Origin of the sequence: Nonomuraea sp. CA-218870, assembly GCF_050936535.1 — a bacterium.
Classification (GTDB): Bacteria; Actinomycetota; Actinomycetes; order Streptosporangiales; family Streptosporangiaceae; genus Nonomuraea; species Nonomuraea corallina.
The window spans coordinates 989,518-1,007,086 of the sequence record NZ_JBNJMN010000002.1 but is presented as its reverse complement, the minus strand read 5'-3'; the positions used below and the strand labels follow the sequence as shown (position 1 = coordinate 1,007,086).

At 72.8% G+C, this 17,569-nt stretch carries 19 protein-coding genes; 11 read left to right on the top strand and 8 right to left on the bottom strand.

Annotated elements, in window-relative coordinates:
* The first annotated feature begins 147 nt into the window (after positions 1 to 147).
* The gene (locus ACQEUU_RS33370; protein WP_433073440.1) at positions 148 to 705 is read left to right on the top strand and encodes a DUF1707 SHOCT-like domain-containing protein; all 558 of its coding nucleotides are present in this window, start codon (positions 148 to 150) and stop codon (positions 703 to 705) included.
* Here the strand turns inward: ACQEUU_RS33370 and ACQEUU_RS33365 are convergent.
* Entirely contained in the window at positions 672 to 1,784 is a 1,113-nt protein-coding gene (locus ACQEUU_RS33365) for an aromatic ring-hydroxylating oxygenase subunit alpha (RefSeq protein WP_433073437.1), read from the bottom strand. The genes ACQEUU_RS33370 and ACQEUU_RS33365 overlap by 34 nt on opposite strands.
* A gap of 215 nt (positions 1,785 to 1,999) precedes the next feature.
* Between ACQEUU_RS33365 and ACQEUU_RS33360 the strand changes: the two genes are divergently transcribed.
* The gene (locus ACQEUU_RS33360; protein WP_433073435.1) at positions 2,000 to 2,383 is read left to right on the top strand and encodes a hypothetical protein; all 384 of its coding nucleotides are present in this window, start codon (positions 2,000 to 2,002) and stop codon (positions 2,381 to 2,383) included.
* Positions 2,384 to 2,428: 45 nt separating this feature from the next.
* Here ACQEUU_RS33360 and ACQEUU_RS33355 read toward each other — a convergent pair whose 3' ends face one another.
* The 3 genes from ACQEUU_RS33355 to ACQEUU_RS33345 are packed head-to-tail and all read right to left on the bottom strand — an operon-like array spanning position 2,429 to position 4,239.
* Complete coding sequence (locus tag ACQEUU_RS33355; protein ID WP_433073432.1) at positions 2,429 to 2,893, bottom strand: hypothetical protein; 465 nt, start codon at positions 2,891 to 2,893, stop codon at positions 2,429 to 2,431.
* On the bottom strand, positions 2,890 to 3,132 hold the full coding sequence (locus tag ACQEUU_RS33350; RefSeq protein WP_433073429.1) for a hypothetical protein: 243 nt from the start codon (positions 3,130 to 3,132) through the stop codon (positions 2,890 to 2,892). The genes ACQEUU_RS33355 and ACQEUU_RS33350 overlap by 4 nt, the downstream gene beginning before the upstream one ends.
* 18 nt (positions 3,133 to 3,150) lie before the next feature.
* Positions 3,151 to 4,239 carry a glycosyltransferase gene (locus tag ACQEUU_RS33345; protein WP_433073426.1) on the bottom strand — a complete coding sequence of 363 codons (1,089 nt, stop codon included), beginning with the start codon at positions 4,237 to 4,239 and terminating at the stop codon, positions 3,151 to 3,153.
* 38 nt (positions 4,240 to 4,277) lie between these two features.
* Between ACQEUU_RS33345 and ACQEUU_RS33340 the strand changes: the two genes are divergently transcribed.
* The 3 genes from ACQEUU_RS33340 to ACQEUU_RS33330 all read left to right on the top strand — a co-directional run bounded on the left by ACQEUU_RS33340 (position 4,278) and on the right by ACQEUU_RS33330 (position 9,651).
* A complete protein-coding gene (locus ACQEUU_RS33340; protein ID WP_433073423.1) occupies positions 4,278 to 5,096 on the top strand; it encodes a PIG-L deacetylase family protein in 819 nt (272 codons plus the stop codon).
* 49 nt (positions 5,097 to 5,145) lie between these two features.
* Positions 5,146 to 6,210 carry a lysylphosphatidylglycerol synthase domain-containing protein gene (locus tag ACQEUU_RS33335; RefSeq protein WP_433073420.1) on the top strand — a complete coding sequence of 355 codons (1,065 nt, stop codon included), beginning with the start codon at positions 5,146 to 5,148 and terminating at the stop codon, positions 6,208 to 6,210.
* 78 nt (positions 6,211 to 6,288) lie between these two features.
* The gene (locus ACQEUU_RS33330; protein ID WP_433073417.1) at positions 6,289 to 9,651 is read left to right on the top strand and encodes a BTAD domain-containing putative transcriptional regulator; all 3,363 of its coding nucleotides are present in this window, start codon (positions 6,289 to 6,291) and stop codon (positions 9,649 to 9,651) included.
* Here ACQEUU_RS33330 and ACQEUU_RS33325 read toward each other — a convergent pair.
* The gene (locus ACQEUU_RS33325) at positions 9,620 to 10,183 is read right to left on the bottom strand and encodes a hypothetical protein (RefSeq protein WP_433073414.1); all 564 of its coding nucleotides are present in this window, start codon (positions 10,181 to 10,183) and stop codon (positions 9,620 to 9,622) included. The two genes, ACQEUU_RS33330 and ACQEUU_RS33325, sit on opposite strands and share 32 nt — an antisense overlap.
* A 133-nt stretch (positions 10,184 to 10,316) precedes the next feature.
* Between ACQEUU_RS33325 and ACQEUU_RS33320 the strand changes: the two genes are divergently transcribed.
* Both ACQEUU_RS33320 and ACQEUU_RS33315 read left to right on the top strand, forming a co-directional pair.
* Positions 10,317 to 10,838, top strand: coding sequence for a DedA family protein (locus tag ACQEUU_RS33320; protein WP_433073411.1), 522 nt, complete (start codon positions 10,317 to 10,319; stop codon positions 10,836 to 10,838).
* Between the two features lie 57 nt (positions 10,839 to 10,895).
* Positions 10,896 to 11,744 carry a D-alanyl-D-alanine carboxypeptidase family protein gene (locus ACQEUU_RS33315; protein ID WP_433073408.1) on the top strand — a complete coding sequence of 283 codons (849 nt, stop codon included), beginning with the start codon at positions 10,896 to 10,898 and terminating at the stop codon, positions 11,742 to 11,744.
* A gap of 26 nt (positions 11,745 to 11,770) precedes the next feature.
* On the opposite strand, the gene ACQEUU_RS33310 is transcribed toward ACQEUU_RS33315, so the two are convergent.
* Positions 11,771 to 11,947 carry a hypothetical protein gene (locus ACQEUU_RS33310; RefSeq protein WP_270157718.1) on the bottom strand — a complete coding sequence of 59 codons (177 nt, stop codon included), beginning with the start codon at positions 11,945 to 11,947 and terminating at the stop codon, positions 11,771 to 11,773.
* A gap of 76 nt (positions 11,948 to 12,023) precedes the next feature.
* Between ACQEUU_RS33310 and ACQEUU_RS33305 the strand changes: the two genes are divergently transcribed.
* The 4 genes from ACQEUU_RS33305 to ACQEUU_RS33290 all read left to right on the top strand — a co-directional run bounded on the left by ACQEUU_RS33305 (position 12,024) and on the right by ACQEUU_RS33290 (position 15,953).
* Positions 12,024 to 13,070 carry a LacI family DNA-binding transcriptional regulator gene (locus ACQEUU_RS33305; protein ID WP_433073405.1) on the top strand — a complete coding sequence of 349 codons (1,047 nt, stop codon included), beginning with the start codon at positions 12,024 to 12,026 and terminating at the stop codon, positions 13,068 to 13,070.
* 118 nt (positions 13,071 to 13,188) lie between these two features.
* The gene (locus ACQEUU_RS33300) at positions 13,189 to 14,259 is read left to right on the top strand and encodes a Gfo/Idh/MocA family protein (RefSeq protein ID WP_433073402.1); all 1,071 of its coding nucleotides are present in this window, start codon (positions 13,189 to 13,191) and stop codon (positions 14,257 to 14,259) included.
* Between the two features lie 41 nt (positions 14,260 to 14,300).
* Complete coding sequence (locus tag ACQEUU_RS33295; protein ID WP_433073399.1) at positions 14,301 to 15,026, top strand: ThuA domain-containing protein; 726 nt, start codon at positions 14,301 to 14,303, stop codon at positions 15,024 to 15,026.
* 162 nt (positions 15,027 to 15,188) lie between these two features.
* Entirely contained in the window at positions 15,189 to 15,953 is a 765-nt protein-coding gene (locus ACQEUU_RS33290; RefSeq protein WP_433073396.1) for a neutral zinc metallopeptidase, read from the top strand.
* A gap of 23 nt (positions 15,954 to 15,976) precedes the next feature.
* Here the strand turns inward: ACQEUU_RS33290 and ACQEUU_RS33285 are convergent, their stop codons facing one another.
* Together ACQEUU_RS33285 and ACQEUU_RS33280 are read right to left on the bottom strand one after the other, a co-directional pair.
* Positions 15,977 to 16,783: a TrmH family RNA methyltransferase gene (locus ACQEUU_RS33285; RefSeq protein ID WP_433073393.1), complete on the bottom strand. Its 807-nt coding sequence runs from the start codon at positions 16,781 to 16,783 to the stop codon at positions 15,977 to 15,979.
* Complete coding sequence (locus ACQEUU_RS33280; RefSeq protein ID WP_433073390.1) at positions 16,776 to 17,558, bottom strand: DUF4184 family protein; 783 nt, start codon at positions 17,556 to 17,558, stop codon at positions 16,776 to 16,778. The genes ACQEUU_RS33285 and ACQEUU_RS33280 overlap by 8 nt, the downstream gene beginning before the upstream one ends.
* Positions 17,559 to 17,569: the final 11 nt, after the last annotated feature.

Genomic DNA, 17,569 nt, shown 5'->3' with positions numbered 1-17,569 from the left:
CGGCACGCCGATGGGTATCCATCCGTCGTGAAGAGCTATCAGATCGTACGGCGACCCCGTCGGCCGCGCCGCACGCACTCCCTGGATCTGCGCACCCCGACCGGCCGACTCCTCCCCTTCTAGCCTTGCTGTACCTATGCTCGTTCCATGTCGGATTTGCAGATGCGCGCCTCGGACGAGGACCGGGAACGCATCGCCCAGCAGCTGCAGCAGGCGTTCACCGAGGGCCGTCTCGACCAGTTCGAGCTGGAGGAGCGGCTGGAGAAGGCGCTGAGCGCCAAGGTCCACGGAGATCTGACCGGGCTGGTGGCGGACCTGCCCGCGACGGCCCCGTCCGTCAGGGACGTGGTGACGCTGGAGAGCACCCACGACCACATCAAGCGCGCCGGCGACTGGGCCGTCCCCCGCCGGATCCGGGTCGCATCCAAGCACGGCGGGGTCCACCTCGACTTCTCCGAGGCGGTCGTCCCCCACCAGGTGGTTGAGGTCGAGCTGGACCTCAAGTACGGGTCCGCGAAGATCATCCTGCCGCCCGGGGCCTCGGCCGACGTCGACGGCTACCGGAGCGACTGGGGCACCACGACCGTCGCCGACGTGTCAGGCCGCCGGCAGCCCGGCGTCCTGCACGTGGTGATCACCGGGCAGAGCAAGTACGGCGCCCTGACCGTCCGCTATCCCCGCAGGCGCTGGTTCACCCAGTCGTGAAAGGCGGCGAGGTGGTGCTCGCTGGGCACCAGCACGCCGCCTGACCGGTAGGCCCGCGAGGACATCCCGGGCTGGGTCCGCTCGCAGGCGTCGAAGTCCTGCTCGTTGACCCGGTGGAAGAGCTCGACCGAGCGCGACAGGTCGGCGCCTGAGGCCACCACCTCCGGGTGGTAGAGCCAGTCGCACTCCACGACCGTGCGGTCGGCGGCGAGCGGGAACATCCGGTGCACGATGACGTGGTCGGGCACGAGGTTGACGAACACCTGCGGCTTGACGGTGATCGCGTAGTAGCGCCGGTCCTGCTCGGCGGAGACGTCGGGCAGCCTGCCGAACCCGGGGCCGCCGTCGACGGTGAAGCCCTGCACGCGTTCGGCGAACTCGGCGCCGTGGCCGACGTAGTACTGCGCGGCGTAGCCCCCGGCGAACTCGGGCAGCACGGCCGTGAGCTCGGGGTGGATGGTCGCGCAGTGGTAACACTCCATGAAGTTCTCGACGATCAGCTTCCAGTTGGCCCGCACGTCGTAGCGGATGCGGCGGCCCAGGGCCAGTTCGTCGGTCCGGTAGTGGCCGATGGCGGCGGGGTCGCCGAGCCGTTCGGTGGCCGCGTGCACGACCGTGTCCTCGAACGAGGGCGGTCGGTCGGCGAGGCAGACCCACGCGTAGCCGAGCCACTCGCGCAGCGCGACCGCGATCAGCCCGTACGCGACGCGGTCCACGTCGGGCATCTTGACCAGGTTGGGCGCGGCGGCCAGCCGGCCGTCGAGGTCGTAGGCCCAGGCGTGGTAGGCGCACTTGAGCGTGCGCTTGACCTCGCCCGTCTCCTCCACGCAGACGCGGGCGCCGCGGTGCCTGCAGACGTTCAGGAACGCGCGCAGGGCTCCGTCGCGGCCGCGTACGACGATCACGTTTTCCCTGCCGACCTGGACGGTCCTGAAAGCGCCCGGCCTGGCCAGTTCGTCCGATCGGAGTGCGCAGAACCACAGCGCCTCGAAGATCCTGGCCTGCTCCGCCTCGAACAGCGCGGGATCGGTGTAGGAGCGTCCGGGCAGCGTGGAGATCAAACTCGAGGTGCTGGTCAACCGACACTCCTTGTTGCGTATTACGCACCGAGTTGCTCTATATGCGACATAGTCAGGTCGGCCTCCGAGCGTGTCAAGAGGAACGGACCGCCCTCGGCCCGCGCCGGCGCGCCGGTTTCCGCCGGCTTGACGCCGAGGTTTCAGTACCGTGCAAGCGGCGATCAAGATCCCGCCCATAATGTGCCTTCGTCCCTGAAACTACGAAAGGCACAACCATGACACCCCCACGCCGTCGCCTCACTCTCGCGTTCGCGACGTTCGCGCTTGCCGGCCTGACGATCACCGGGTGCGGCGCCATCGGTCAGGCCGTGGACTGCAACACCGCCGCCGCCGAGGTGACTCCGATCCTGAACGAGTTCTCCACCGCGATGACCTCCTCCGCCGCCGACCCGAAGGCCGCCGAGGCCGCCGGCCAGGAGGCCGCCGCCAAGGTGAAGACCCTGGCCGCCAACTACGACGGCGAGGTGGGCGCCGCGCTCACCGACCTCGCCACCGGCCTGGAAGGCATCAAGATCGACGGCTCGGACCCGGCCGGCTCGCTGGAGTCGGTCAACAAGCTGCAGGGCTTCGTCACCAAGATCCAGCAGGCCTGCGCCTGACACCCCGCCTCCCGGGGGCAGCGCTCGACTGCCCCCGGTCGCTCGTCAGGTGGGCGTGGCCGCGTTCGGCGGGCGGGAGGCGATCCGGGCGGCGATCGACCGCTCCCAGGACTTGAGGAAATCCCCGTAGCCGTCGGCGAACCCGCGCAGCTCGCGTGCCCCCTGCGGGGACAGGGCCGTCAGCTCGTACGCGACCTCGACCGTCGTCCCGCCCCGGCCGTCGTCCACGGCGGTGACCGTCACCGTGCCGGCCCGCGAGCCGGGGGTCACCCGGGCATAGCTGATCCGGCCCTCCTGCCGGTCGACCACCACCCAGATCGTGCGCTCGCCGTGGGAGTCGGTCTCGAACACCGTGCCGGGCCGGGAGTCGTCGGCGGCGGGCACGGGGAAGCGCGGACGCCAGCCCTTGACCCACTCCTCCTCGCCGCGCGGGGTGAACAGGCGCAGCGCCTCCGACGGCGGCAGCGCGACCGGCACCTGCCCGGTCAGCGCGTAGTGCGCCGGGCTCACCGGTCGACCAGCCTGTGGGCGTCGTCGGCGGTGAGCGTCAGACCGTAGACGGACTTGAGCTGGGCGATCTTGTCGAGGGTCTCCTCGGAGAACGGCGCCCGCCCCTCCAGGGCGTGGAGCGTGATGCCCTCGACAAGGTCACCGAGGGACATGTCGAGATATTCGGCCAGCCCTTTGAGGACCTTGAGCAGGTTCTTCTCCACCCGGAGACCGGTCTGGGTTCGCTCACTTGGTACCACGGTAACAAGATAACACGATCATGCCTGGCCGGCCGCTTCCGCGTAGGCCCGGTCGAAGCCGGCGAGCACGGCGGGCCACGAACCGGCCGCGGGCGGGTTGTCCCGGTTGTGGCGGGTGATCCGCTCCCGCAGCTCCCGGTCCGCACAGAGCCGCGCCACGGCCTCGGCGAGGGCGTCGGCGTCCCGCCCCAGCAGCCCCTCCGTGCCGTGCTCGACGAAGTCGGCCACCCCGCTCTGCGTCCGCGCCACCACCGGCAGGCCGGCGGTCCTGGCCTCCAGCGCGGCGATGCCGAACGACTCGCGCGGCGCCGGGGCCACGAAGACGTCCGCCGACTCCAGCACCTTCGCGATCCGCTCCCTGCTGTAGCGGCCGGGCAGCGACACCCACCCGGCCATGCCGCGCCTGGCCAGATAGCGCTCCATGGCGGACCTGGCCGGCCCGTCGCCGACCACCGTGGCCCGCAGCGGGATCGCCGCGGGCACCCGCGCCCGCGCCTTCTCCAGGATCCGCAGCAGGCCCACCGGATGCTTGCGCGGGGCCAGCCGGCCGACGGCCACCACGTGCACCTCGTCACGGGCCTCCCGGCCGCCCGCGGGCAGCGGCCGCCAGCCGGACAGGTCGAGGCCGTTGGACACCACCCGCACCGGCACCAAGGCCCCGGCGACCCGGCGGATCGGCGCCGCCGCCGCGCTGCTCACCGTGGTGGCCACCAGACCCCAGCGCTGCCACCCGTACAGCAGCTTGAGCAGCCGGTAGAGCGCCCGCGTGACCGGGTCCCACATGCTGTGGACGGTCACCACGCACGGCAGCCCGAGACGTACCGCGGCGCGCACCCCCATCCACGCGAACGGCGAGACCGCGCCCATGTGCACGTGCACCACGTCGGGCCGGGACAGCGCCAGCCGCCTGGTGAGCCCGCGCACCCCGCGCGGGTGGACCGGCAGGTCGAACGGCATCCTGGCGACGATGCGGTGCACCCCCTCCAGCGGCTCTCCCCGGGTGGCGGTGGCCACCTCGACGGCGTGGCCGGACTCGCGCTGCGTCCGCACGAGATCGGCGACCTGCACCTCGATCCCTCCGAGCCGCGGCAGGTAACAGTCGCTCACGTGAAAGATCCGCACCTCGCCCAGACTAATCTGGGGCTGTGCCTCCACGTACCGCAGTCTTCTTCCACGCGCATCCCGACGACGAAGCCCTGCTGACGGCGGGCACGATGGCGATGCTGGCGGCCGAGGGCCACCGTGTGGTGCTCGTGGTGGCCACGGCCGGCGAGCGCGGCCTGGCCGACCTCGGACCGGGCGAGGCCCTCGGCGAGACCCGGATGAAAGAGCTCTACCAGTCGGCCGCGGTGCTCGGCTGCGCCCGGGTGGAGTGCCTGGGCTACGGCGACTCCGGGCTGAGCCCGAAGGGCGGCGTCGCCGACGAACGCCCCGACAACGCGTTCATCGACGCCGACACCGAGAAGGCCGCCACCGCGCTCGCGGAGATCCTGCGCGAGGAGGAGGCCGACCTGCTCACCATCTACGACCCGGCCGGCGGCTACGGCCACCCCGACCACCTGCAGGTCCACCGGGTGGGCAAGCGGGCCGCGGAGATCGCCGGCACGCCGATCGTGCTGGAGGCGACGGTCAACCGCGACCCGCTGCTGCGGCTGCTGCGCCTGGCGGGCAAGGTCTACCGGTTCCCGCCTGAGTTCGACGTGCGCACCTTCGAGAGCGCCTACGCGGCGGGCGAGACCATCACCCACCGGGTCAACGTGCGCCGCTACTCCCGGCAGAAGCGGGCCGCGATGGCCGCGCACGTCTCCCAGGCGACCGGCGGCGACAGCGACCGCACGCTGGCCGTGATGCTCAAGGTGCCGGGCCCGCTCTACCGCCTGGTGTTCGGCACCGAGTGGTACGTCCGGCGCGACCTGCCGCCCGGCACCCGCGTCCGTCACCCTTTCGACCCGGGCCCGAAATAGTACGCCGGGGGGATCCGGGCGCTCCCCGCAGCCGACAGACTGGGACCCGATGAAGAACAAGTGGCTCCAGATCTCACTGTCCGCCCTGTCACTGGGCCTGGCGGTGGTCCTCGTCGTCTACCTGCCCCAGATCGTCCGGGCGCTGACCGGCAAGGACGTCTCCTGGCGGGAGATCTGGGCCGTGTTCGGCACGCTCGGGGCCGGCACGATCGCGCTGATGACCGCGCTGTGGCTGCTCAGCCTGCTCGCCTACACGTTCGTGCTGACTGGCTCCCTGCCGGGGCTGGGGCGGCTGCAGGCGCTCACGCTCAACGCGGCGGGCAGCGCGGTGAGCAACCTGCTGCCGTTCGGCGGCGCGGCCGGGGTGGCGCTGACGTTCGCGATGGCCAGGGGCTGGGGCTTCGGCAACCGCGCGATCGTGGTGATGACGCTGGTCAGCGGCGTCTGGAACACCTTGTTCAGGTTCGTCCTGCCCGCCGTGGGCATCATCGCGCTGCTCATCGCGGGCCGGGTGCCCGACGCGCGGGTGGCCAACGCCGGCTGGGCGGGCGCGGTCTCGATCCTGGTCCTGGTCGCGGTGGTGGCCGTGGCGCTCTACTGGGACCGCGCCGCCGCCGCGCTGGGCCGCGGGCTCGACTTCCTGGTACGGATCATCCGGCTGCGGGTGCGGCCTTCGGAGGCGTTCCACCGGCTGCGGGCCGACACCGCGGGGATCGTCAGGACCCGGTGGCTGCCGCTGTCGGGAGGCATGGTCGCGTTCCTCGGCCTGCAGTGGGCGATCATGGTGGCCTGTCTGGTCGCCACGGGCGCCTACCCGGGCCTGGCCGAGTCGATCGCGGTGTTCGCGCTGTCGCGGGTGCTGACGACCGCCCTGGTCACGCCCAGCGGCGCCGGCATCATGGAGGCGGGCGTGGTGGTCCTGCTCACCTCGGCGTTCGGGGTGCCGCTCGCCCCGGCCACGGCCGCCGCACTGCTCTTCGGCTTCTGGACTTACACTGTCGAGATCCCGTTCGGTGGCCTCGCGCTCGGCGCGTGGGCGCTCCTGCGCAGGCGCGACCGCCGTGATGCCGCCGCGGAGCCGCCCCCGTCCACGATCTCGAAGGCCCCCAGGTGACGATCAGAAACATAACGCTCGATTATCAACCACGGGCCTTGTGCGTGATTCGGAAGCCCGCATAGCGTGGCGGCTGACATGGTGGCGTTCCGAGTTCTGGGGCCAGTCGAGGCGTACGAACACGACGAACTCGACCTCGGCGGGTTGCGGCAGCGGGCCGTCCTCGCCCGGCTCCTCGTGGCCAGAGGCCAGGTCGTGCCCGTTGACACCCTGCTCTACGACCTGTGGGCCGACGACACGGCCAAGGGCGCCCAGTCGGGTCTGCAGGTCTACATCTCCCGGCTGCGCCGCGTGCTGGAGCCGGGCCGTCCGCGCGGCGGGCCCAACCGGCTGCTGGTGACTGTCGCCTCCGGCTACGCGCTGCGGGTGGCGCCCGACCAGGTCGACGCCCTCCGGTTCGAGCAGCTGGTCCGCGCGGCGGGCGAGCACCTGGAGGAGGGCGACCCGCAGTCGGCGCGCGGCCGCCTGGAGAAGGCCCTCGGCCTGTGGCGCGGCACCCCCTACGCCGACTTCGCCGACCAGCAGTGGGCCGAGGCCGAGGTCAACCGGCTCGCCGAGCTGCGCCTGGTGGCGCGCGAGCGGCACGCCGACACCGGCCTGCGCCTCGGCCAGCCGGCCGAGACCGTGCCGGACCTGGAGGCGCTGACCACCGAGCACCCGCTGCGCGAGGAGGGCTGGCGGCTGCTGGCTCTCGGCCTCTACCGCTGCGGCCGGCAGGGCGACTCGCTGGCCGCGCTGCGCAGGGCGCGCGGCATCCTCGCCGACGAGCTGGGCATCGACCCCGGCCCGGCGCTGCGCAAGCTGGAGTCCGACATCCTGGCCCAGTCGCCCGAGCTCGACCTGGCCCCGCCGCCGCGCCCGTCCAGGCCGGTCCCGGTGGCCGACACCTGGCCGCCCCGCCCGGCCACGCCCGTCGAGCCGCCGCCGCTGGAGCCGGAGCCGTTCGTCGGCCGCGACGCCGAGCTGTCCAGGCTGACCACGGCCGCCGCCCGCACCGGCCGCTTCCAGGTGGCGATCGTCACGGGCGTCGCCGGCGCGGGCAAGACCACGCTGCTCCGCCAGCTCCAGAGCAGGCTCTCCACCGACGGCTGGACTGCCGCCTCCGGCGCCTGCCCCGACTCCAGCGCCACCCCGCCGGGCTGGGCGTGGGTGGAGATCCTGCGCACGCTCGTCGGCGTGACCGGCGCCGGCGAGTACGCCCAGTTACTCGCCCCGCTGCTCGACGACGCCGCCCCCGACCCCGACGACGACGAGGTGTCGGGCGGCTTCCGGCTGCACCGCGCCGTCGGCGGCTACCTCGCGGGCGTGGCGAGGCGCTCACCCGTCCTGCTCACGCTCGAAGACCTCCACTGGGCCGACGACCAGACGCTCGCGCTGCTGCGCGCGCTGCCCAGCCTGCTGGCCACCAGCCGGGTGCTGCTCGTGGTCACCTGCCGCGAGAGCGAGCTCGACGACAGCCAGGCCGACGTGCTCGCCGCGCTGGCCCGCCTCGGGCCGGTGCGGGTGTCGTTGTCCGGGCTCGACCCGAAGGCCGTGGCGCAGCTCGTCCGCGCCACCTGCGTGCGCGAGATCGAGGACGACGCGGTCGAGTCGATCGTGGAGCGCACCGCGGGCAACCCGTTCTTCGTGCGCGAGACCGTACGCCTGCTCGACGCCGAGGGCGCGGCCGACCGGGCGAGCGCGGCGGAGGTGCTGTCGCAGGTGCCGTCCGGGGTGCGCGACGTGCTGCGGCGGCGCATCTCCCGGCTGCCCGCGGGGGCGCAGCAGATCCTGCTGCAGGCCGCGGTGATCGGCCGGGACGTGGACGTGGACGTGCTGGTCGACGTGGCCGGCGACGAGGACGCGGTGGTGGAGGCCGTGGAGGCGGCGCTGCTGGCCGGGCTGGTGACCGAGCCGGGGCCGGGCCTGCTGCGGTTCGACCACGACCTGGTGCGCGACACGATCTACTCCGACGCCTCGCGGCTGCGCCGCACCCGGCTGCACGCCGCCGTCGCCGCGGTGATCGAGCGGCGCGCCCCGTCCGACGTGGCGGCGCTGGCCCACCACTACTTCCTGGCCGACGCCGCCGAGAAGGCGGTCCACTACGCCGGGCTGGCGGCCGAGCAGGCCGAGCGGCGCTTCGCCCACCGCGAGGCGGCCACGCTGTGGGAGCAGGCCATCGCCGCGTTCGACCGCACCGGCGGCGACACCAAGCAGCGCCTGCAGCTCATGCTGCGCCGCATCAAGGCGCTGGCGCTCTGCGGCGACATGTCGGCGGCCCGGCTGCTGCGGCGCGAGGCGATGGACTCCGCGCTCCCGCTCGGCGACCTGGAGCTGACGGCCCGGGTGGCCGCGTCGCTGGCGGTGCCGCACAAGGGCATGGCCCGCGACTTCACCCGCACCGCGTGGGAGATCGTCGACATCACCGAGCGGGCGCTGTCGGAGCTGCCGGAGGGCGAGCAGTCGCTGCGCGCCAGCCTGCTCACGACGCTGGCGCTGGAGCTGGAGGGCTCCTCCTCCCCTGAGCGGGGCCGCCAGGCGTCGCTGGAGGCGCTGGAGGTGGCCCGGCAGAGCGGCGACCCGGCGCTGATCGCGGTCGCGCTGAGCGCCCGGCTGCGCCAGTCCTACGACATCCCCGCGGTCGACACCCGCGAGAGCATCGGCCGCGAGCTGCTGGAGGTGGCGCGGCGCTCCGGTCAGATCGCCACCCAGGCGCTGGCCCACCTGGTGCTGCTGGAGTGCGCGGCGGCGCGCGGCGATTTCGCGGTGGCCGACGAGCACGCCGCGGCGGCCGACCAGCTGGCCCGCCAGTACGACCTGTCGGCGCCGGCCGCGGTGCACGCCTGGTACGTCGGGCTGCGGCGCATGATCGCCGGTGACTACCCCGCGGCCGAGCGGGCCTACCGCGACGCGGCCCGGCTGACCGCCAGGGCGGGCATGCTGGAGGGCCGCCAGGACCTGCCGCTGATCACCACGTTCTGCCTCCACCTGGTCGACGGCCGGGCCTCGGAGATGGTCGACCTGCTGGGCGAGGCCCACCAGCGCGGCGCCAAGTGGACCCTCGACGCCTACGCGCTGGCGCTGGCCTCGGCGGGCCATCAGGCCGACGCCAAGGCCGTCGCCGCGGTGCGCCCTCCGGTCCGTCCCGACTTCCTGTACGAGCTCGCCATGACGTGGCGGGCGCTGGCCGGGATGCTGCTCGACGACCGGGAGCGGATGGTCGACTGCTACGACAAGCTCAAGCCGTTCGCCGACCGGGTGGCGGGCGCCGGCACCGGCGTGGTGGCGCTGTGGCCGGTGGCGCTGACGCTCGGCGACCTGGCGATCCGGGTCGGCCAGCCCGAGGCGGCCCGCGACCACTACCTCAAGGCGCTGGAGGTGGCCCGGCGGGTCGGGGTGCCGCGGTGGGTGGAGGCCGCGGAGCGCTCGGTCAGCAACGCACCTGGAACCGGTCGCTCCTGATCGTCTTGGCGCCCTCGGCGGCCAGCTCGATGCGGTACCAGCCGGGGTTGCCGGAGATCGTGGCCTCCCACTCGGCCGTCTCGCGCGCCCCGGCGAAGCCGGAGTGGTCGACAAGGTAGGTGCGCCAGGTCCTGGCGGCCGGGCTCCAGCGGGCCAGCTTCCAGCTGTAGGAGACGGTCCGGCCGGTGTCCGGGTTGACCATGAGGGTGCGGGCCACGAACGTCTTCACGCAGCCCGGCTCGGTGGGCAGCGCGCCGACGGTGACCGTGCCCGCGGCGAGCGCCCGCGCGGCCGGCTCGGTGGTGACCGGCGTCTCCCGCGCCGACAGGGTCGCACGGGTGGCCGGGGCGGTGGCCGGGGCGGTGGCCGGGGCGGTGGCCGGGGCGGTGGCGAGGGTGGCGGCCGGGGCGGAGTTCGCGGTGCCGTAGGCCGACAGTCCGGCGTAGGCTGCGGTGAAGGCCAGGGCCGCCACCGTGAACTTGACCGCGCTCGCCGCACCGCCCGCCAGGACCGCTCCGCTTCTCGTCGCCATCGTCACCCACCTCTTTCGCTCGCTTCAGGTGTACTGGGAGGTGGTTGACCGCGGCTTGCAGGCCGGTATGGCAGCCGATTGCAAGCTGAAGTAAGGTAAGCCTGACCTAACGATTGGGGGTGTGGAGTCCGCCATGAGGCACTTCCCGCTCGTCCTGCCTGCGCCGGCCGAACCGTTCTGGCTGGGTCTCCCGTACTGGCTGGTGGGCGTCATCCTCATGATCGCCTTGTTCGCGGTGTTCCAGGTCTACTACTGGGGCGGCCGCCGGTTGGGCGAGAAGCTGTACGAGTCGCGCGTCGGCGAGCGGATGGGCCGGGAGCGGATCGCCAGGATCGAGCGGGTCGTGGAGAAGTGGGGGGCCCTGGCCGTCTACGGTTGCTTCTGGGTGCCCATGCTGCGCCACACGCTGCCCTGGGTGGCCGGGGCGCTGCGGGTGTCCTATCCCTGGTACGTGGTGGCGAGCGCGCTCGGCTGCCTGACCTGGGCGCCGTTGTGGTGGTTCGGGGGCATGGTCGCGCTCTGGGCGTGGCTGCGGCTCGCCGCCCAGTCGCCGGTCCTGGCGGCGCTGGTCGCGGTGGCCGTGGTCGCCGCGGTGGCGGCCTACATCGCCTGGCGGCGCAGGAAGCGGGCGAAACAGGAGACGCTGGCCGCCTGACCTCCTTATCGGCATGTTTCACCGGATCGACGGCCTCGTGATGTCACCATGGTGCGCATGCGCATCGCCGTTCTCGCAGGTTCCGCCCTGGTCGCCCTGGCCGTAGGGGTCCCCGCCGCGCCCGCCGTCGCGGTCCCGGCCGCCGACGCCCCGGCCGTGGCCGCGAAGCAGGCCCTCGTGATCGACTCCACCGGCACGGTCCACTTCGGCAAGCGCGAGACCGCCCGGGTGCCGGTGGCCAGCCTGGTCAAGGTGATGACCGCGTACGTGGTGCTGCGCGAGGCGAAGCTGACGGAGATCGTCACGGTCACCGCGCAGGACGTCCGCTACGCCGCCAGGGGCGGCGCGGCGACGGCGGGCCTGCGCGCCGGCGAGCGGCTCACGGTCAGGGACCTGCTGTACGCGCTCATGCTGCCCTCCGGCGCCGACGCGGCGAACGCGCTGGCCCGCACCTACGGGCCGGGCAAGCCCGCCTTCGTCGCCAAGATGAACGGCACCGCCAGGCGGATGGGCCTGCGCGACACCCTCTACACCAACGCCGACGGGATGCCCACCCCGCGCGACGGCGGCTACTCCACGGCCGCCGACCAGGCGCTGCTGGCGCGGTACGCGCTGGAGATCCCGGCCTTCAGGACGGTCGTGGGCCGCGAGACGCACCGGGTGGCCAAGACGGCGCTGCACCCGGCGCACACCTGGCGCAACACCAACAAGCTCCTCGGCCGGACCCCCGGGATCGTCGGGGTCAAGACGGGCTACACCCGCAAGGCGGGGTACTGCCTGCTCTTCGCCGCTCAGCGCGACGGGCGCGAGGTGATCGGGGTGCTGCTCGGCGATCGCGACGAGCGCCGGTTCGCGACCGCCGAGCGGCTGCTGGAGTACGCCACCGGGGAGGTCGTCCTCGGCTGAGGCCCAGCGGGGGGATCAGCCGGGGATCAGCACTCGACGACCGGGTCGAGGCGGTCGGCGGTCCAGCGCAGCGTGTGCGCCAGGCGGACCCTGACCCGGGCCCGCTCCCGATGCGGCAGCACCGGCGCGTCCGGCAGCGCCGCGTGCGCCGACTCCTGGTGTCCCATCGCGGTCCGGTAGGCGAGGACCTGCATGGCATCCATGAAACCCTCCTTCTTAATCCATTAAGACCTTAATCGATTAAGAGGGCACGCGCAAGAGATCCGCTACGGTGGGACGATGGCCAGGGTCACTCTGCAGACGATCGCCGATCGGCTGGGCGTGTCCAGGGCGACGGTGTCCTACGCCTTCTCCCGGCCCGACCAGCTCAGCGACGACCTGCGGCGGCGCATCCTCCAGGTCGCCGACGAGCTGGGCTACGCCGGCCCCAACGCGGCCGCGCGCTCGCTGCGCCTGGGCCGGGCCGGCGCCGTGGGGCTGCTGTTCAGCGAGACCCTCGCCTATGCCTTCGCCGACCCGTACGCGCTCGGGTTCTTCCGGGGGCTGGCCACCGCCGCCGAGGAGGCCGGGGTCGGGCTGCTCATCCTGCCGCTCCCGCGCGGCGGCACGCGCACGCCGCCGGTGCTCGACGCGGTGGTCGACGCGTTCTGCGTGGTCTCGCTGCCCGACGGCCACCCGGCGCTGGCCGAGGTGCTGTCTCGCAGGCTGCCCGTGGTGGTGGTCGACGAGCCGTACGTGCCGGGCCACCCGTTCCTGGGCATCGACGAGCCGGCCGCCGGGGCGCGGGCCGCGCGCCACCTCATCGAGCTGGGCCACCGGCGCATCGGCGTGGCCATGGTGGGCCTGCACGGCGACGGCCGGACGGGCTGGGCCGACCCGGCCCGCCAGCGCGGGGCGGTGTTCGAGGCGATGCGGGGGCGGCGCTCCGGCTACGAGGCGGCCTGCGTCTCGGCGGGCGTCGACTGGGCGTCCGTGCCGTTCTACGAGCTGGCCAGGAACTCGCGGGCGGCCGGCAGGGAGGCCGGCCACGCGCTGCTCGGGCGCACGCCGCGGCCGACCGCCATCCTGGCCAACACCGACGTCCTGGCGCTCGGCATCCTCGACGCCGCCGCCGACCTGGGGCTGGACGTGCCCGGTGACCTGTCCGTGGTGGGGTTCTCCGACAGCGCCGCCGAGGAGGCGGGGCTGACCACGATCCGGCAGGCCAAGCAGGAGATCGGGGCGGCGGCGGGGCGGCTGCTGCTGGAGCCTCCGGACGAGCCCGAGCGGCTGCTCTTCCCCCATGAGCTGGTCGTCCGCGCCTCGACCGCGCCGCCGCGCCTATAGTCGGCCAGTCAAGTGGCGCAAAGGGCAGGTTTTCACATCATTGCCCGTCATTGACCCTTGTTGTGCGGTACGCGTAGTTTCGATGATCGAAGTGCTGATTCCTCCGAGGGAGACGCGTATGGGGACGACGGGCGTGGCGATCGTCGGGTGCGGCAACATCGCCCAGCGGTACGCGACCCACCTGGCCGCCTACCCGGAGATCGACCTGCTCGGCGCGCAGGACGCCGACCCCGAGCGGGCCCGGACGCTGGCCGCCGCGCACGGCGCGCGGGCGTACGAGACCCTGGACGAGCTGCTGGCCGACCCGGGCGTCGAGATCGTGGTCAACCTGACCGCGCACAAGGCGCACTACGAGGTCATCCGCCGCTGCCTGGAGTCCGGCCGGCACGTGCACAGCGAGAAACCGCTCGCGCTGCGGTACGAGGAGGCGGCCGAGCTGGTGGCGCTGGCCGGCGAGCGCGGGCTGCGGCTCGGCGCCGCCCCCGCCACCTTCCTCGGCGAGTCCCAGCAGACCGCGCTCAAACTGCTGCGCGAGGAGGCGATCGGCCGCGTCCGGCTGGTGTACGCGGAGGTGAACTGGGGCCGGATCGAGGTCTGGCACCCCGAGCCTGTCGGCTTCTACGAGGTGGGCGCGCTGTTCGACGTGGGCGTCTACCCGCTCACGATCGCCACGGCCGCGCTCGGCCCGGCCCGGCGGGTGACGGCGTTCGCCTCCACCCTGCACCCGCAGCGGACCCGCCTCGACGGGACGCCGTTCACCCTGACCACGCCCGACTACGTGGTGGCGAACCTCGAGTTCGACGGCGGCGTCCAGCTCCGGCTCACCTGCGACTTCTACGTCGACGGGTACAACACCAGCCAGCACGGCATGGAGTTCCACGGCGACGAGGGGTCGCTGCTGCTGCGCGGCTGGCACGACTTCGACGCGCCGCTGGAGATCAGCGCCTTCCGGGAGCCGCCCCTGCCGGTGACGCCGCTGCGCGAGCCGTACCGGGGGGTCGAGTGGGGCCGGGCGGTGCGCGACCTCGCCGCCGCGATCCGCGAGCGACGGCCCCACCGCGCCACCGGCCGGCAGGCCGCGCACGTGGTGGAGATCCTCTGCGCCGCGCGCACCTCGTACGAGAAGGGCGGGACGGTCGAGCTGACCAGCTCCTTCGAGCCGCCGGCGCCGATGAGCTGGGCGGAATGAGGGTACGGCACCCACGGTAGGGGATCACGAGGGGGCGTGAGATGGCGATCAAGGTCACGGTGTGGGGTGAGAACCGCCACGAGCGGCAGGAGAAGGACGTGCGCCGGCGCTACCCCGAGGGGATGCACGGCGCGATCGCGGCAGGGCTGGCCGAGCACCTCGGCGCGCGGGTCCGCGTCCGCACCGCGGTCCTGGACGACCCCGAGCACGGGCTGTCGGACAAGGAGCTGGCCGACACCGACGTGCTCACCTGGTGGGGTCACTCGGCCCACGAGGAGGTCGCCGACGAGGTGGTCGAGCGGGTGCGGCGGCGGGTGCTCGGCGGCATGGGGCTGCTGGTGCTGCACTCCGGCCACTACTCCAAGCTGTTCCGCTCCCTGATGGGCACCACGTGCACCCTGAACTGGCGCGACGCGGGCGAGCGCGAGCTGGTGTGGACCGTGGCGCCGGGCCATCCGATCGCCGAGGGGGTGCCGCGCCCGCTCGTCATCCCGGAGCACGAGACCTACGGCGAGCCGTTCGGCGTTCCCGAGCCGGACGAGCTGGTGTTCGTCAGCTCGTTCGGCGGCGGCGAGGCGTTCCGCAGTGGCTGCTGCTACCGGCGAGGGCTGGGCCGGATCTTCTACTTCAGCCCCGGGGACCAGAAGTATCCCGTCTACCACCATCCTGACGTGCGCCGGGTGCTGGCCAACGCGGTGCTGTGGGCGGCCCCGCCGGCCGGCGTCGGCCCGCCGCTCGACAACGCCCACGCTCCCGTCCGCTGGTAGGCGGAATCTCGGGGCCCGATCCGGTCGGGAACATTCCGCGATGGCGCGGGGACGGACCGGAGCCACATCAGTTGCCACAAAAATCCTGGAATTTCGTCCTCTGCCGTTTTCGGTTGCTGAGAGCAAGCGCTATCCCTAATATTACGGCTTGTGAAAATTCGCATGACAATGGCGATGGCCGCGCTGACCCTCCCTTTCTCCGCCACCGCGGCCGGCGCCGCCGTGGACCCGATCAAGAGCCCTGAGCTCACCGCCAACGATCTCTACGAAACAGGTCCGCTCCCCCGGACGAAGTGCGCGGAAAAGCGCGTCAGGTCCGGCGACAAGAAGCAGGCCAGGGCCTACATCAACGGCATCGTCGCCTGTCTCGACAGGACGTGGGGCGCGCACCTGGGCAAGGCCGGCGTGGCCTTCGACAAGGTACGGGTCAAGCACGTCAATCGGGTTCCGAAGAAGTACTGCGACTTCGAGTACTCCAAAAACCCCTCACAAATGCTGTATTGCGACAGAAACCAGACGATTATGGTCCAGCTCGGCAAGGACTGGCTGAAGGACCCGGACGACCTGTGGCTGTTCCACCACACCGCGGCCATGTACGGCTATCACGTGCAGAATGTCGTGGGCATCGCCGACGCCTACGAAGACGAGCCCTACGACCGCAGATCCGAGCTGCTGGAGCAGGGGCGCCGCTCCAGCCTGCAGGCCGACTGTCTCGGCGGCGCCTTCCTCAAGAGCGTCTGGCCGCTGAAGGGCCGGTCGTCGCGTGACTTCCGCGAGCTGCTGAGCCTGCTCGAAGGCGACGTGCGCGGCGAGGAGCGCTGGTACGGCAAGACGGCCAACATGCGCGCCTGGATCAAGCGCGGGTTCGCCTCCGGCGACCCCAAGTCGTGCAACACCTGGGTGGCGCCGTCCTCCCGGGTGGCCTGAGACGGGTGGCCCGAGAAGGGGCCTCACCGTCTGCGCATCAGGCCGTGGCAGGCGATCGCGGCGGCGGCCACCACGTTGAGCGAGTCCACCCCGGCGTCCATCGCCTCCGGGCTCATCGGGATGCACACCGGCTCGTCGGCCTCGTGCAGCCACCTGGACGACAGGCCGTCGCCCTCGGCGCCGAGCAGCAACGCCACCCGGTCGGCGAGCTTGACCTCGTCGAGCGGGGTGGCCGACTGGTCCGGGGTGAGAGCGAGGGTGCGGAAGCCGGCCGCGCGCAGCTCGTCCAGGCCGGTGTACCAGTTGTCCATGCGGGCGTACCGGATCGAGAAGACCGCCCCCATGGACACCTTCACCGCGCGCCGGTAGAGAGGGTCGGCGCAGCGGGGCGAGAGCACGATCCCGTCCACGCCGAGCGCCGCCGCGCAGCGGAAGATCGCGCCGACGTTGGCGTGGTCGACGATGTCCTCCAGGACGACGAGGCGGGTGGCGGACCCCAGGAGCGAGGCGGCGGACGGCAGCGGGAGGCGGGCCATGGAGGCGAGGGCGCCGCGGTGGATCCGGAAGCCGGCGACGGCCGACATGACCTCGTCGCTGACCACGTACACGGTGGCGTCGCCGAGGACGTCGGCGAGCTGCGGGAGCCAGCGGCGGGTGGTCAGGACGGACCGGATCGGGTAGCCCGCGCCGACGGCACGCCTGATCACCTTCTCGCCCTCGGCCAGGAACAGGCCGCGCTCGGCCTCCAGGCTCTTGCGCAGTTCGACGTCGCGCAGCCGGGTGTAGTCGGTCAGGCGGGGGTCGGCGGCGTCCGTGACGTTCTCAAGCACGTTCCGATACTGCCATGAGCCGCCTGACCTGCCAGACCGCCGCGTAGCACGTCAGGACCAGGCAGAGCCCGACGACGGTGCCGGCGCCGACCTTGGTGATGACGCCCGGCAGGCCGAAGACGGGGTTGGGCTCGTCCAGCCGGGGCCAGGCCAGCGCGCCGGCCACGGTCCCCACCGCGCCCCAGGTGAGGACCGTCCAGCGGACCCGGGCCGGGGTGCGCAGGTCGGCGGGCGGCGGCACGGGCGCCATCCTGGACAGGCCCCGCCAGGCCCACCACACGACGACCGCCAGCCCCACCGCGGACGAGACGTACTGCAGCACCCGGAACAGCGGGAGCACGCCGAGCACGGTGACCGACAGCCACGCGCCCCACTCCCCGGGTCCGGTGGAGTGGGTGAAGGAGTCCCACCCGACGTGGGTGGCCGAGCCGATCAGGCCGCCGGCCACGATGGCGGGCACGCCGCGGACGAGCTGGGGCCAGGTGGGCCGCAGCGTGGCGGCGCGGCCGGCCAGCCCTGGCGGCAGCAGGGCGAGGAGCGGATCGCGGAGCAGCCCGTGGAAGAGCACCAGCAGGATGAGCACCGCTGCCAGGTCCACGGTCACCACGCCCCGCCAGGAGTGCCAGTCGCTGTAGTCGGGCAGCATCGGCAGGAAGATCGGCAGGTCGGGCACCATCGCCCCGAGCGCCAGCGCCCACGGGTCGGCGAAGCGGCGCAGGCGGGGCGAGGAGATGAACGGCAGCACCGCCGCCACGTGGCTGGGTGTGAACGGCACGGGCCCCCCTC

Excerpts from the sequence above, each read along its gene's own strand:
- ACQEUU_RS33370 (WP_433073440.1), top strand. The coding sequence starts at position 148 with ATGTCGGATTTGCAGATGCGCGCCTCGGACGAGGACCGGGAACGCATC.
- ACQEUU_RS33360 (WP_433073435.1), top strand. The coding sequence starts at position 2,000 with ATGACACCCCCACGCCGTCGCCTCACTCTCGCGTTCGCGACGTTCGCG.
- ACQEUU_RS33335 (WP_433073420.1), top strand. The coding sequence starts at position 5,146 with ATGAAGAACAAGTGGCTCCAGATCTCACTGTCCGCCCTGTCACTGGGC.
- ACQEUU_RS33330 (WP_433073417.1), top strand. The coding sequence starts at position 6,289 with ATGGTGGCGTTCCGAGTTCTGGGGCCAGTCGAGGCGTACGAACACGAC.
- ACQEUU_RS33325 (WP_433073414.1), bottom strand. The coding sequence starts at position 10,183 with ATGGCGACGAGAAGCGGAGCGGTCCTGGCGGGCGGTGCGGCGAGCGCG.
- ACQEUU_RS33320 (WP_433073411.1), top strand. The coding sequence starts at position 10,317 with ATGAGGCACTTCCCGCTCGTCCTGCCTGCGCCGGCCGAACCGTTCTGG.
- ACQEUU_RS33315 (WP_433073408.1), top strand. The coding sequence starts at position 10,896 with ATGCGCATCGCCGTTCTCGCAGGTTCCGCCCTGGTCGCCCTGGCCGTA.
- ACQEUU_RS33310 (WP_270157718.1), bottom strand. The coding sequence starts at position 11,947 with ATGGATGCCATGCAGGTCCTCGCCTACCGGACCGCGATGGGACACCAG.
- ACQEUU_RS33305 (WP_433073405.1), top strand. The coding sequence starts at position 12,024 with ATGGCCAGGGTCACTCTGCAGACGATCGCCGATCGGCTGGGCGTGTCC.
- ACQEUU_RS33300 (WP_433073402.1), top strand. The coding sequence starts at position 13,189 with ATGGGGACGACGGGCGTGGCGATCGTCGGGTGCGGCAACATCGCCCAG.
- ACQEUU_RS33295 (WP_433073399.1), top strand. The coding sequence starts at position 14,301 with ATGGCGATCAAGGTCACGGTGTGGGGTGAGAACCGCCACGAGCGGCAG.
- ACQEUU_RS33290 (WP_433073396.1), top strand. The coding sequence starts at position 15,189 with ATGACAATGGCGATGGCCGCGCTGACCCTCCCTTTCTCCGCCACCGCG.